Below are 12594 nucleotides of genomic sequence, written 5' to 3' on the forward strand. Positions count from 1 at the left end.
GCCCCGGCAACGCATCTCTGGAGAAGTCCCCCAAGACATCTCCAGATGTCAGGTCACGCCCCCCAAGACGCTCCCTGACATCGTCAACTTAGACCTTCGAACCCCTTCGATGGTTACGTTCACATCACTGTGATCTGCGTCTCTTGCATATGTCCGTTAGCTGCGCAAGAGCCCGGAAATGCCGTCCCGGGACTCAAGCGTAAGGATGATGCGCGAGCCTTGTGAAGAGCTTATGTGAGCCGGGCCCGGGACTCCAGAGGGGCTCATATCAGGTTCGCCGTGAACTTAGGGCGAATTCAGGGGACTTCACCGGAATGTCCGGAGCCGCAGACTGTTCGTGACGACGAAGACGGACGAGAAGGCCATCGCGGCCCCCGCGATCATCGGGTTGAGCAGTCCCGCGGCGGCCAGCGGCAGCGCGGCCACGTTGTAGCCGAAGGCCCACACGAGATTGCCCTTGATCGTGGCCAGCGTCCGGCGCGACAGCCGGATCGCGTCCGCGGCCACCCGCAGATCGCCGCGCACCAGCGTCAGATCGCCCGCCTCGATTGCCGCGTCCGTGCCGGTGCCCATGGCCAGTCCCAGATCGGCGGTGGCGAGCGCGGCCGCGTCGTTGACGCCGTCGCCCACCATGGCGACGACCCGTCCCTCGGCCCGCAGCCGCCGTACGGCGTCGACCTTGTCCTCGGGCAGGACCTCCGCGATCACCTGCTCGATCCCCACGGCCTTCGCCACCGTCTCGGCCACGGCCCGGTTGTCCCCGGTCAGCAGCACCGGCGTGAGCCCCAGCGCGCGCAGCTCGCGCACGGCCTCGGCGCTGGTCTCCTTGACCGCGTCCGCCACGGCCAGCACGGCCCGCGCCGTCCCGTCCCAGCCGGCCAGGACGGCCGTACGACCGGCGCGCTCGGCCTCGTCCCGCGCGCGGGCCAGCTCCGGCGGTACGTCGTCGAAGAGCCGCCCCACGGCGACCTCACGGCCCTCCACGCGCCCGCGTGCGCCCCGCCCGGGAACACTCCGGAACTCCTCGACCTCCGGGAGCCGTCCGGCCCTCTCCTCGGCGCCCCGCGCGATCGCCCGCGCGACGGGGTGCTCGGAGGCGTGCTCGACGGCGCCCGCGAGCCGCAGCACCTCCTTCTCGTCGGCGCCCTCGGCGACGTACACCTCCTGGAGGGTCATCCGGCCCGTGGTGACCGTGCCGGTCTTGTCCAGGACGACGGTGTCGATCCGGCGCGTGGACTCCAGGACCTCCGGGCCCTTGATGAGGATGCCGAGCTGGGCGCCGCGGCCCGTGCCGACCATCAGGGCGGTCGGCGTGGCCAGGCCCAGCGCGCACGGGCAGGCGATGATCAGCACCGCGACGGCGGCCGTGAAGGCGGCGACACCGTCGCCGGTCAGCCCGAGCCACGCCCCGGCCGTGGCGACGGCGATCAGCAGGACCACCGGCACGAAGATCCCGGAGATCCGGTCGGCGAGCCGCTGCACCTCGGCCTTGCCGTTCTGGGCGTCCTCCACCAGCTTCGCCATCCGCGCGAGCTGCGTGTCGGCGCCGACACGGGTGGCCTCGACGACCAGCCGGCCACCGGCGTTGACCGTCGCGCCGGTGACCGTGTCCCCGGCCGTCACGTCCACCGGGACCGACTCGCCGGTCAGCATCGAGGCGTCCACCGCGGACGCGCCCTCGACCACGGTACCGTCGGTGGCGATCTTCTCGCCGGGCCGTACGACGAACCGGTCGCCGACCGCGAGCCGCTGCGCCGGGATCCGCACCTCGCGCCCGTCCCGCAGGACGGCCACGTCCTTGGCGCCCAGCTCCAGCAGCGCCCGGAGCGCGGCCCCGGCGCGGCGCTTGGAGCGGGCCTCCAGATAGCGGCCCAGCAGGATGAAGGCGGTGACACCCGCGGCGACCTCCAGATAGATCTGGGAGGCGCTGTCGCCGCGCGAGACCGTGAGCTCGAAGGGGTGCCGCATGCCCGGCATGCCCGCGTCGCCGAGGAACAGCGCCCACAGGGACCAGCCGAACGCCGCCAGGGTGCCGAGACAGACCAGCGTGTCCATGGTGGCGGCGCCGTGCCGGGCGTTCGTCCAGGCGGCCCGGTGGAAGGGCAGTCCGCCCCAGACGACGACCGGCGCGGCGAGGGTGAGCGAGAGCCACTGCCAGTTGTCGAACTGGAGGGCCGGGATCATCGCCAGCAGGACGACGGGCACCGCGAGGGCGGCGGAGACGAGCAGGCGGCGGCGCAGGGCCGACAGCTCGGGGTCCGTCGTCTCGGTGGCGGGATCCTGCCGGGTGGCGGGGTCCTTCCCGGCGGCGGGTTCCTCCACGGGCGGGGGCGCGGGCTCCTCGGCGGTGTAGCCGGTCTTCACCACGGTGGCGATCAGATCGGCGACCTCGGTGCCCGCGGGGTAGCTGACCCTGGCCTTCTCCGTCGCGTAGTTCACCGTGGCCGTGACGCCGTCCATGCGGTTGAGCTTCTTCTCGACGCGGGCCGCGCAGGAGGCGCAGGTCATCCCGCCGATGAGCAGCTCGACCTCGGCGGCCGCCGGCTCGCGGTCCGGCGGCGCCTGGGCGGTGGTGCTGGTCATGTCCTTCACTCCAGGAGGTGGCGGGGTGCCCGGGAAAGCGGAACGGGCCGTACGGGCCGGGGCGGCGGCTGTACGGCCCGTACGTCGGTACGAGTGCCAGGTCTGGAGCGTCTCAGACCTGGACTGCGGGCTCTGGGCCCGGCTCTCGTCAGGGGGCGGGGGTCAGGCCCGGCCGGCCAGCTCGAAGCCCGCCTCGTCGACGGCGGCGCGTACGGCCTCGTCCTCAAGAGGGGCCGCGGAGACGACGGTGACCTCGCCGGTCTTGGCGACGGCCGTCACCGAACTGACGCCGGAGATCTCGGAGATCTCGCCGGAGACGGCGCCCTCGCAGTGTCCGCAGCTCATGCCGCTCACCTTGTAGACGGTGGTGACGGGGCCCGTGGTGTCGGTCTGGGCGGTCATGTCGTTACTCCTCGTCGAGGCATGTGGGGCTGTGGGGCCCCATGGGGACCCGCACACCTCCCCACTGTACCCCTAGGGGGTATCGGTCCGGGGTATCAGTGCGCGACGCCCTCGGCCAGGGGGCGCAGGTAGCGCAGCAGGACGTCCTTCAGCTCCTGGACGTACGCCTCCCGCTCGTCGCCCTCGTGGGCCAGGATCAGCTCCAGGCCCGCCATGTAGATGCCGACGCACATCCGGGCGGTGCGGGTGACGGCGGAGGCGGGCACGTCGGGCACGAACGGCGCGAGGATCGTCTCGACCCGGGCGACCAGGGTCGTGTGCAGCGCGTCGTGCTCCTCGGCGATGCGGCCCGGGATGTCGGGGCCGTGCATCAGCGCGAAGAAGGCCGGGTGGCGGCAGTTGAAGTCGATGAAGCGGTCGACCGTCCCGGCGATCACCTCGTCGATCGGCGTGGCCGCGGGGTCGATCGGGGTGAGGATCTCGTCGTACGACTGCCGCATCTCGTGCATGAGCCGCCCGCCCAGCTCGATCGCGATCGCTTCCTTGTTCGGGAAGAACTGGTACAGCGTGCCCGGCGATACGCCTGCCTCGCGGGCGATGGCGTTGGTGCTGGCGGCCGTGTAGCCGGTCGTGGAGAAGACCGTGGCGGCGGCTTCGAGCAGCTGGGTGATCCGGCGCTCGCCGCGGGCCTGGCGACGGCGCGGCCGGTCCTCGGCCGTCTCCGTCATCTCCGTCGCCGTCTCCGTCGGCTCCGCCGTTTCCGCCGTCTCCGCCGCCTCGGTCGTCTCCGTCGCGGGTTTCTCGGTCTTCTCGGGCACGCGTTATCCCCAGGTCTCATCACGCGATTGACAAACGCGAGTGGGCGCTCGCATTCTGGAGTCGGCAGAAATGCGAGCGAACTCTCGTGTTTGCCAGTCTATGGCAGCCCCGTGCTGTCAGGCTGCGCCTGGACACGGGTCACGGTGAAGGGGACACCGCACGATGACCGAAGTCAACACACCACCACGCGTCGGCGGCTGGACCCGTTTCGTCACCGCGAGGCCCAGACTGTCGCTGCTGGTGGCACTGGTGATCACCGCGCTCGCGGTGCTGGCCGGCAGCGGCGTCGCCGACCGGCTCGGCGCCGGCGGCTGGGAGGATCCGGCCGCCGAGTCCACCCGTGCGACCAAGGCCCTGGAGCGCGAGTTCCCCGGCTCCCAGCCCAACCTGCTGCTCCTGGTCGACGCGGGCGACGCCTCGGTCGACGATCCGTCCGTCGCCGCACAGGCCGAGCGCCTCGCCGCCCGGCTGGCGGGCGAGCGGGGCGTCACCGGCATCGGCTCCTACTGGCAGTCCGGCACCCCGGCCCTGCGCGCCGAGGACGGCCACGAGGCGCTGATAGCCGCCCGTATCACCGGCGACGAGAAGACCGCCGCCGAGACCCTGGAGCGCATCGCGCCCCACTACCGCGGGGCGCACGGCCCGGTGGAGGTCACCGTCGGCGGCCCGGTCGCCGTGCGGCACGAGATGCAGACGGTCATCCAGGAGGACCTGACCCGGGCCGAGCTCATCGCCCTGCCGGTGACGCTCGTGCTGCTGGTGATGGTCTTCGGCAGCGCGGTCGCGGCCCTGCTGCCGCTCGGCATCGGCATCGTCGCCATCCTCGGGACCAACGCCATCCTGCGCGGCCTCACCGAGCTCACCGACGTGTCCGTGTTCGCGATCAACCTCACCACGGCCCTCGGTCTCGGCCTCGCCATCGACTACGCGCTGTTCATCGTCCGCCGCTACCGCGAGGAACTGTCGGCGGGCGCCGAGCCCCTGACGGCGATCGGCACCACCCTGCGCACCGCCGGACGCACTGTGCTGTTCTCCGCCCTCACGGTCGCGGTGTCCCTGGCCGCGATGCTGGTCTTCCCGCAGTACTTCCTGCGGTCCTTCGCCTACGCCGGGATCGCCGTGGTGCTGCTGGCCGCGGCGGCGGCGCTGATCCTGCTCCCGGCGGCGCTGATCCTGCTCGGGCACCGGGTCAACGCCTGGGATCTGCGCCGCGTGTTCCGGCGTGGACACCGGCCCGAGCCCGCCGGGGAAGAGGGCAGAGCCTGGGCACGCACGGCGACGCTCGTGATGCGCCGCGCTCCCTTCTTCGCCCTGGGCACCACAGCCGTCCTCGTCCTGCTCGGACTGCCCTTCCTGGGCGTGAAGTTCGGCACCGCCGACGACCGCCAGCTGCCCTCGACCTCCGAGTCCCATGTCGTGCAGCAGCACATCCGGGACGGCTTCCCCGGCAGCCCCGACGGCGGCCTCGAAGTGCTCGCCCAGGGCCGCGCGACCGAGGCGCAGTACGGCGCCTACAAGGAGCGGATCGCCGAACTGCCCGATGTGCAGCGGGTCGACGGGCCGCTGGTGAAGGGCGACTCGGCGTACTTCACGGTGCTGCCGAAGGGCGAGGCCGTCGACGATCCGGCCCAGCGCCTCGTCGGTGAACTGCGCGACCTCCGGGCCCCCTTCGATACCGAGGTGACCGGCATGGCGGCCGTCCTGGTCGACTCCAAGGACGCCATAGGGGAGCGCCTGCCGCTCGCCGCCGTCTTCATCACCGTCGTCACCCTGCTCCTGGTCTTCCTCCTCACGGGCAGCGTGCTGATACCGATCCAGGCGGTCGTGCTCAACGCGCTCAGCCTGACGGCCATGTTCGGCGCGGTCGTCTGGGTCTTCCAGGACGGCCATCTGTCCGGCCTGCTCGGCTTCACCAGTCCCGGCTCCATCGAGACGACCCTGCCGGTCCTGATGTTCTGTGTGGCCTTCGGCCTGTCCATGGACTACGGGGTGTTCCTGCTCTCCCGCATCAAGGAGGAGTACGACCACACCGGCGACCACGACCAGGCCGTCCGGCACGGCCTGGCGCGCACGGGCGGGCTGATCACCGCGGCGGCGGTCATCCTGGCCGTGGTCATGGTCGCGATCGGCACCTCCCGGGTGACCAACACCAAGATGCTCGGCCTGGGCATCGCGCTGGCGGTCCTGATGGACGCGATGATCGTCCGCAGCCTCCTGGTCCCGGCGGTCATGCGCCTCACGGGCCGCGCGACCTGGTGGGCCCCGGGCCCGCTGCGCCGCTTCCACGAGCGCTTCGGCCTGAGCGAGGGCGAATCGGGGCCGGCGAAGGAGGAGGAGTCGGCGGAAGAGGCGGCCAGAGACAAGGTCGGGGCGTCGCATGCTTGATCGCCCGGGGAGGTAGGAGCACCTCGGGATCCCGGGCAGCGCGAAGGCCCAGGCAGCGCGAGGTCCCGGGCCGCGCGAATGCCGGACAGGCGCGAGCCGGGCATGAACGGAAACCGGGCATGAACGGAAACCGGGCGTGGACGAGAAGGCGGGTGGATCATGCGGGCCGTGGTGTTCGAGCGGTACGGGGAGACGGCCGAGGTGCGGGAGGTCGCCGATCCGGAGCCCGCGGAGCACGGGGTCGTCGTGCGGGTCGAGGCCACCGGCCTGTGCCGGAGCGACTGGCACGGCTGGCAGGGCCACGACCCGGACATCGCACTGCCGCATGTGCCCGGGCATGAACTCGCCGGTGTCGTCGAGGCGGTGGGCGCCCGGGTGACCGGGTGGCGGCCCAGCGACCGGGTCACGGTGCCGTTCATCTGCGCCTGCGGCACCTGCCCGTCCTGCGCGGCGGGCGACCATCAGGTGTGCGAGCGCCAGACCCAGCCCGGCTTCACGCACTGGGGGTCCTTCGCCGAGTACGTGGCGCTGGACCACGCCGATGTGAACCTCGTGGCGCTGCCCGAGGAGTTGTCCTTCGCGACGGCGGCCTCCCTCGGCTGCCGGTTCGCCACCGCCTACCGGGCGGTGGTGCGGCAGGGGCGTCTCGCGGCGGGGGAGTGGGTCGCGGTGCACGGCTGCGGCGGGGTCGGGCTCTCGGCGGTGATGATCGCGGCGGCGTCGGGAGCGCGGGTCGTGGCCGTCGACGTGTCGGCCCAGGCACTGGACCTGGCAAGGAAGTTCGGGGCCGCGCGGTGCCTGGACGCGACTGCCGTGCCGGACACCGCGGCGGCGGTCCGCGACCTGACCGGCGGCGGCGCCCACCTCTCGCTCGACGCCCTCGGCTCACCGGCCACCTGCGCCGCCTCGATCAACGGCCTGCGCCGCCGTGGCCGGCACGTCCAGGTCGGTCTGCTGCCCTCGCCGACGGGCACGACGCCCGTCCCGATGGCCCGCGCCATCGCCTTGGAGCTGGAACTCCTCGGCAGCCACGGCATGGCGGCGCACAGCTACCCGCCGATGCTGGAGCTGGTCCGCGGCGGTGTGCTGCGCCCCGATCTGCTGGTGACGTCCACGATCACGCTGGACGAGGTCCCGTCCGCGCTGGCGGCGATGGGGACGGCACCGGGAGCGGGGGCCACGGTCATCGAGCCGTGGGGCTGACGCCTTTTGCTTGGAGGAGAGGGGGGGGGACAGACGACCGTGCCCCACGCGAGGGTGGGGCACGGGATCGGTGCGCGAGATCGGATAGTCGGTGCGCGAGGTCGGTCAGTCGTCTCTTCGTCCGCGGTTGCCGGGCCTGGAGGCGACCCAGGCCCGGACCGTGTCGGCGTACCAGTAGGGCTTGCCGCTCTCGACATGGTCGGGCGGCGGCAGCAGACCGTGCTTGCGGTAGGACCGCACGGTGTCCGGCTGCACCTTGATGTGTGCCGCGATCTCCTTGTAGGACCAGAGCTTTCGGTCGGTCATGACATGCACCTCCCCGCGCGGGCCACGGGGACGGCGGGAGGGCCGTCCGGGGGAGCCGGGCGTCGCGCTGGCGATCAACAAAGCCTGTCCCGGGTCCAACGACATCCGGCGACAGCGGGCAGGGCCTGTGTGCCAGGTGTGACGGAAGGCCCGCGTCCTCGCGACACGTGTGACAGGAAGCGGGTGTTTGTGACACAGCCGGGGCAAAGGCGCCCTTGCGGACCGTCGCGGACGTGGTCTAGCCGTCGAGGCCGTCCAGCAGCCGCCACGTCGTGAGGGCGAGACCGGCACGCAACAGACCTGCGGGCTCGGTGAGTTCGATGCCCAGGGTCTTTCCGATCTGCTCGAGCCGGCGGGCGACGCTGCTGTGGTGCAGATGGAGCAGATCGGCGGCCCGGCGCAGGGAGCCGGTGGCGCAGTAGGCGTCCAGGGTCTCCAGGTCTTCCGGGGCCTCGGCGACTCGGGCGATCGCGGCCACGTCGGCGTTGTCCCGCAGGGCGGCTGGGGGTACTTGGGCGAGCAGGGCCAGCGCTCCCAGGCTGTCGTGGTCGACGACCGGGCGGCGTGGAGTGGTGAAGCGGAGGGCGGTGCGGGCCTGTTGCCAGGACCGGTCGGGGCTGTCGGCGGTGCCGATGCCCGCGCGCACGCCACGCGGGAAACTCTCCCGGTCCACCGTGGTGGCCAGGACGACGCCCACGTCGCCGACCGGCGCCGCCTTCACCGGGCGGGACGGGCAGAGCAGGGCGCCGATCCGGTCGAGCGGAAGGGGCGACCGTACGGCGACGACACGGACCGGCAGATCGGCGGCGAATCCCAGGAGCCGCAGTGCCCGGGCTCTGCCGGCCTCGTCGCAGTCGGAGCTGACGGCCAGTTCGACGAGAGCGGGGTCGGCCATGGTGGTGCGGGCGGGCCCGTAGCGCTCGACGACCGCGGCGGCGGCGAGGGCGAGGCGGTCCAGCAGTACCTCGTCGAGCGGCAGGACGGGCCCCGGCCGCTCCAGCCACACCGTGCCGATCTCCTCCTCGTCGAGGGTGATCGGCGCCGTGGTGGAAGCCGGTGCCGACGGGGCGGAGACCTCCCGGCCGTCGGGCGCTACGCGGACGGCCCGCCCCGTGCCGTGCAGCCGGATCCCGGCCACGCATTCGGCCAGTCCCGCCGAGGCCCGGGCCAGAGCCGGGAGGTCCACGCGACGGCGCATCAGGGTGTCGTAGAACATCACGACGCGTATCGCGCCCTCGACCTGCGTGTCCAGCTGTGACAGTCGTACGGCCAATGCCTCCATGGCCCGAGGATAGGCGCCGATCGGCGCGCAACAGGGGCTGTATGAGCGACAGTTGGCGGATGCCCCGGGGGTCGGTGGACGGTCAGGATGACCGGTATGGACCCTGAACTCGAGGCATTCATCCCGTTGTTCCCCCGCGCCGACCTGACCGACCCGGTCGTCGAGCGCAAGAGCTTCGCCGAACTGGCCACCGCGGTGCCGGCGCCCGACACCTCCGGTATGGAGGTCGAGGGCCGTCTGGTTCCGGCCGACCCGGACGTGCCCGTCCGGGTCTACCGTCCGCAGCAGGCGCAGGGCGCCCTCATCTGGATGCACGGCGGCGGATTCGTGATGGGCGATGTGGACACCGAGCACCCGTGGGCCGCCCGGATCGCCGAGGGCTCGGGGGCGGTGGTCGTCTCGGTGGGGTACCGCCTGGCCCCCGAGAACCCGTACCCGGCCGCCCTCGACGACGCGTACGCCGTACTGGCCTGGACGGCGGAGCACGCGTCCGAACTCGGCGTCGACCCGGAGCGGATCGCGGTCGGAGGGCACAGCGCCGGTGGGAACCTCGCGGCCGCGCTCGCCCTGCGGGCCCGGGACGAGCAGGGGCCGCGGATCCGCTTCCAACTGCTCAACCAGCCAGGGCTCGACGACCGGCAGGAGACCTGGTCGCAGCGGAACTTCACCGACACGCCCTGGATGAACCGCGACAAGACCGCCGCGGCATGGCGGCACTACCTGGGCTCCCGGCCCGCCACGCCGTACGCCGCACCGGCGCGGGCCACCGACCTGTCGGGCCTGCCGCCCGCCTACCTCGCGACCGCGGAGCTGTGCCCTGCCCGTGACGAGGGCATCGAGTACGCCCTGCGCCTGCTCCAGGCGGGCGTCCCCGTCGAGCTGCACCAGTGGTCCGGCACCTTCCACGGCTCCCAGGCGATCATCTCCGCCGACATCTCCCAGCGGCAGATCGCCGAACTCACCGCGTCCCTGCGCCGCGCCCTGGCCGAGTGAACCGACTGAAAGGACATCCCTGACATGACCGTCACCCCGATCGATCTCTTCGGCTCCTTCCTCCACCTCGACGGCGACGGCCGGGTGCGCGCCGAGCGGCCCGTGTTCGACCCCGGGCGGGAGGGCTGGCAGCTGATGACCTTCCATGTGGAGACCGACGCCGATGTGCACGGCGACCACTGGGAGATCCACACCGCGGCCGATGAGGTCGTCTCCTGTCTCACCGGCGGAATACGCCTCTACCTCCGCCCCGAACGGCCGGAGGCCGATGAGGCCGACGAGGCCCTGGCGGACGAGATCAAGCTGACGGCAGGAACCGCGGTCATCGTGCCGCGAGGCCGCTGGCACCGCATCGCCCTCGACGCCCCCAGCGACATCATGTCCGTCACCCTGCCGCGCGGCAGCCGCCTGGAGAAGCGGACCGGCATCGAGGCCTGAACCCCACGGAACCGTGGGACCCGGACCAGGACACGCGGAAAGCGCTGTCATGATCTGGTCCGAATGTCCGGACAAAACATTGACAGGGCTTCGCGAAGGGGGCTACAACACCGGGGAGAGCCGACACCGAGGGGTATCCGATGGCGTACGACCTGATCACCATGGGGCGGATCGGAGTGGATCTGTATCCGCTCCAGACGGGCGTCCCGCTGCCGCAGGTCACGTCCTTCGGCAAGTTCCTCGGCGGCTCGGCGACGAACGTCGCGGTCGCCGCGGCCCGCCTGGGACGGCGGACCGCGGTGATCACGCGTACCGGCGACGACCCCTTCGGCACCTATCTCCACGAGGCCCTGAGGGACTTCGGCGTGGACGACCGCTGGGTCACCCCGGTCCCCGGTCTGCCCACCCCGGTCACCTTCTGCGAGGTCTTCCCGCCGGACGACTTCCCGCTGTACTTCTACCGCCGCCCCAAGGCCCCCGACCTGGAGATCGACGCCCACGACCTCGACCTCGACGCCCTCAGCGAAGCCCGCGTCTTCTGGGTCACCGGCACGGGCCTGAGCGAGGAGCCGAGCCGTACGGCGACCCTCGCGGCCCTCGCCCACCGCGCCAAGTCCGGCACGACGGTCTTCGACCTGGACTGGCGCCCGATGTTCTGGCAGGACCCCGAGGCGGCCCGCCCCTTCTACGCGGAGGCCCTGCGCCACACCACCGTCGCGGTCGGCAACCTCGACGAGGTGGAGGTCGCCACGGGCGTGCGCGAACCCCACGCCGCCGCCCGCGCCCTCCTCGACGCGGGCGTCGAACTGGCAGTCGTCAAGCAGGGCCCCAAGGGCGTCCTGGCCGTCAACCGCCAGGGCGAGAGCGCCGAGGTCCCGCCGCTGCCCGTGAACGTCCTCAACGGCCTCGGTGCCGGCGACGCGTTCGGCGGCTCCCTGGTCCACGGCCTCCTGGCCGGCTGGGACCTGGAGAAGACCATGCGGCACGCCAACGCCGCCGGTGCCATCGTCGCCTCCCGCCTGGAGTGCTCCTCCGCGATGCCTACCCCGGCCGAGATCGAGGCGGCCGTCACCGCGGGGGCCGTCAAGTGACCGTCGACGTCTCCGAACTCGTCCGCCTGCGCAGCCACCGCCCGGAGGCCATCGCCGAGGCCGCCGCCCGCCGCCCCCGCAGGCCCCTGCTGAACGACAACGGTCGGCTGATGATCGTCGCCGCCGACCACCCGGCCCGCGGCGCACTCGGCGTCGGCGGCCGCAGCATGGCCATGGCCAACCGCGCCGACCTCCTCGAACGCCTCTGCCTGGCCCTGTCCCGCCCCGGCGTGGACGGCGTCCTCGCCACCGCCGACATCCTCGACGACCTGCTGCTGCTCGGCGCCCTCGACGGCAAGGTCGTCCTCGGCTCGATGAACCGCGGCGGCCTCCAGGGCGCGCGCTTCGAACTCGACGACCGCTTCACCGGCCACCGCCCCGAGGACATCGAGCGCCTCGGCTTCGACGCGGGCAAGCTGCTCCTGCGCATCGACTACGACGACCCGGGCTCCCTCACCACCCTGGAGTCCACCGCCCGGGCCGTCGACGCCATGGCCGCCCGGCGGCTGCCCGTCTTCGTCGAGCCGTTCATCTCCCGCCGCGACGAGACGGGCCGGCTGCGCAACGACCTCTCCGCCGAGGCCGTCACCAAGTCGATCGCCATCGCCTCGGGCCTCGGCGGCAGTTCGGCCTACACCTGGCTGAAGGTGCCGGTCACCGCGAACCCCGACGACATGGCCGAGGTCATGGCGGCCTCCACGCTGCCCGCCGTACTGCTCGGCGGGGAGGTGGGCGACGATCAGGACGGGGCGTACGAGAAGTGGCGCGGCGCGCTGCAACTGCCCACCGTGCGCGGGCTGGTGGTCGGCCGTTCGCTGCTGTACCCGGCGGACGGTGATGTGGCCGCCGCCGTGGACACCGCCGTCGGACTGCTGTGAGGGCCGCGTCATGACCAGTGAGCCGCACGTCCTCAAGGAAAGCCTCAAGGAGAACTCCCCCTTCCCGGGCGGGGAGAGCGTGTGCGCGCACGCCCGGGCCCAGATCGCCTCCGGCGCGGGAGGCCGCTTTGCTTTGGCAGGAGCGAAGAGCGAGCGACAACTCCCCGCCCGCTACGGCCCCGCGCCGGAGGTCCCCTACGTGAGGCGGGAGGCA

At 72.3% G+C, this 12594-nt stretch carries 11 protein-coding genes and 1 pseudogene; 7 read left to right on the forward strand and 5 right to left on the reverse strand.

Going from position 1 to position 12594, the window contains the following annotated elements; translation table 11 throughout:
* Positions 1 to 306: 306 nt before the first annotated feature.
* The 3 genes from NNW99_RS24445 to NNW99_RS24455 all read right to left on the reverse strand — a co-directional run bounded on the left by NNW99_RS24445 (position 307) and on the right by NNW99_RS24455 (position 3713).
* Entirely contained in the window at positions 307 to 2583 is a 2277-nt protein-coding gene (locus tag NNW99_RS24445) for a cation-translocating P-type ATPase (protein ID WP_215121266.1), read from the reverse strand.
* A 162-nt stretch (positions 2584 to 2745) separates the two neighbouring features.
* Positions 2746 to 2985, reverse strand: coding sequence for a heavy-metal-associated domain-containing protein (locus NNW99_RS24450; RefSeq protein WP_215121267.1), 240 nt, complete (start codon positions 2983 to 2985; stop codon positions 2746 to 2748).
* Positions 2986 to 3080: 95 nt separating this feature from the next.
* On the reverse strand, positions 3081 to 3713 hold the full coding sequence (locus NNW99_RS24455; RefSeq protein WP_215124442.1) for a TetR/AcrR family transcriptional regulator: 633 nt from the start codon (positions 3711 to 3713) through the stop codon (positions 3081 to 3083).
* A 253-nt stretch (positions 3714 to 3966) separates the two neighbouring features.
* Between NNW99_RS24455 and NNW99_RS24460 the strand changes: the two genes are divergently transcribed.
* Together NNW99_RS24460 and NNW99_RS24465 are read left to right on the forward strand one after the other, a co-directional pair.
* On the forward strand, positions 3967 to 6189 hold the full coding sequence (locus NNW99_RS24460) for an MMPL family transporter (RefSeq protein WP_215121268.1): 2223 nt from the start codon (positions 3967 to 3969) through the stop codon (positions 6187 to 6189).
* A gap of 159 nt (positions 6190 to 6348) precedes the next feature.
* Positions 6349 to 7392, forward strand: coding sequence for a zinc-dependent alcohol dehydrogenase family protein (locus NNW99_RS24465; protein WP_215121269.1), 1044 nt, complete (start codon positions 6349 to 6351; stop codon positions 7390 to 7392).
* 105 nt (positions 7393 to 7497) lie between these two features.
* Here the strand turns inward: NNW99_RS24465 and NNW99_RS24470 are convergent, their stop codons facing one another.
* Positions 7498 to 7698, reverse strand: coding sequence for an AlpA family transcriptional regulator (locus tag NNW99_RS24470; protein ID WP_215121270.1), 201 nt, complete (start codon positions 7696 to 7698; stop codon positions 7498 to 7500).
* Between the two features lie 238 nt (positions 7699 to 7936).
* Positions 7937 to 8980: a CdaR family transcriptional regulator gene (locus NNW99_RS24475; RefSeq protein WP_215121271.1), complete on the reverse strand. Its 1044-nt coding sequence runs from the start codon at positions 8978 to 8980 to the stop codon at positions 7937 to 7939.
* A 96-nt stretch (positions 8981 to 9076) separates the two neighbouring features.
* Between NNW99_RS24475 and NNW99_RS24480 the strand changes: the two genes are divergently transcribed.
* The 5 genes and pseudogenes from NNW99_RS24480 to NNW99_RS24500 form a co-directional block, all read left to right on the forward strand.
* Positions 9077 to 9973 (forward strand): alpha/beta hydrolase, encoded by an 897-nt coding sequence (locus tag NNW99_RS24480; protein ID WP_215121272.1) that lies wholly within the window; start codon positions 9077 to 9079, stop codon positions 9971 to 9973.
* Between the two features lie 24 nt (positions 9974 to 9997).
* Entirely contained in the window at positions 9998 to 10411 is a 414-nt protein-coding gene (locus NNW99_RS24485) for a cupin (RefSeq protein WP_215121273.1), read from the forward strand.
* Between the two features lie 140 nt (positions 10412 to 10551).
* Positions 10552 to 11502 carry a 5-dehydro-2-deoxygluconokinase gene (iolC, locus tag NNW99_RS24490; protein WP_215121274.1) on the forward strand — a complete coding sequence of 317 codons (951 nt, stop codon included), beginning with the start codon at positions 10552 to 10554 and terminating at the stop codon, positions 11500 to 11502.
* Complete coding sequence (locus NNW99_RS24495; RefSeq protein WP_215121275.1) at positions 11499 to 12380, forward strand: deoxyribose-phosphate aldolase; 882 nt, start codon at positions 11499 to 11501, stop codon at positions 12378 to 12380. The genes iolC and NNW99_RS24495 overlap by 4 nt, the downstream gene beginning before the upstream one ends.
* Before the next feature lie 91 nt (positions 12381 to 12471).
* Positions 12472 to 12588 (forward strand): annotated as a pseudogene (locus NNW99_RS24500) (5-deoxy-glucuronate isomerase); the annotation flags it as partial.
* Positions 12589 to 12594: the final 6 nt, after the last annotated feature.

Source organism: Streptomyces sp. CRCS-T-1 (genome assembly GCF_024442335.1).
Lineage (GTDB): Bacteria > Actinomycetota > Actinomycetes > Streptomycetales > Streptomycetaceae > Streptomyces > Streptomyces koelreuteriae.

Bases quoted from the DNA above. Each gene is read 5' to 3' on its own strand.
- NNW99_RS24445 (WP_215121266.1), bottom strand. From the start codon at position 2,583: ATGACCAGCACCACCGCCCAGGCGCCGCCGGACCGCGAGCCGGCGGCC.
- NNW99_RS24450 (WP_215121267.1), bottom strand. From the start codon at position 2,985: ATGACCGCCCAGACCGACACCACGGGCCCCGTCACCACCGTCTACAAG.
- NNW99_RS24455 (WP_215124442.1), bottom strand. From the start codon at position 3,713: ATGACGGAGACGGCCGAGGACCGGCCGCGCCGTCGCCAGGCCCGCGGC.
- NNW99_RS24460 (WP_215121268.1), top strand. From the start codon at position 3,967: ATGACCGAAGTCAACACACCACCACGCGTCGGCGGCTGGACCCGTTTC.
- NNW99_RS24465 (WP_215121269.1), top strand. From the start codon at position 6,349: ATGCGGGCCGTGGTGTTCGAGCGGTACGGGGAGACGGCCGAGGTGCGG.
- NNW99_RS24470 (WP_215121270.1), bottom strand. From the start codon at position 7,698: ATGACCGACCGAAAGCTCTGGTCCTACAAGGAGATCGCGGCACACATC.
- NNW99_RS24475 (WP_215121271.1), bottom strand. From the start codon at position 8,980: ATGGAGGCATTGGCCGTACGACTGTCACAGCTGGACACGCAGGTCGAG.
- NNW99_RS24480 (WP_215121272.1), top strand. From the start codon at position 9,077: ATGGACCCTGAACTCGAGGCATTCATCCCGTTGTTCCCCCGCGCCGAC.
- NNW99_RS24485 (WP_215121273.1), top strand. From the start codon at position 9,998: ATGACCGTCACCCCGATCGATCTCTTCGGCTCCTTCCTCCACCTCGAC.
- iolC (WP_215121274.1), top strand. From the start codon at position 10,552: ATGGCGTACGACCTGATCACCATGGGGCGGATCGGAGTGGATCTGTAT.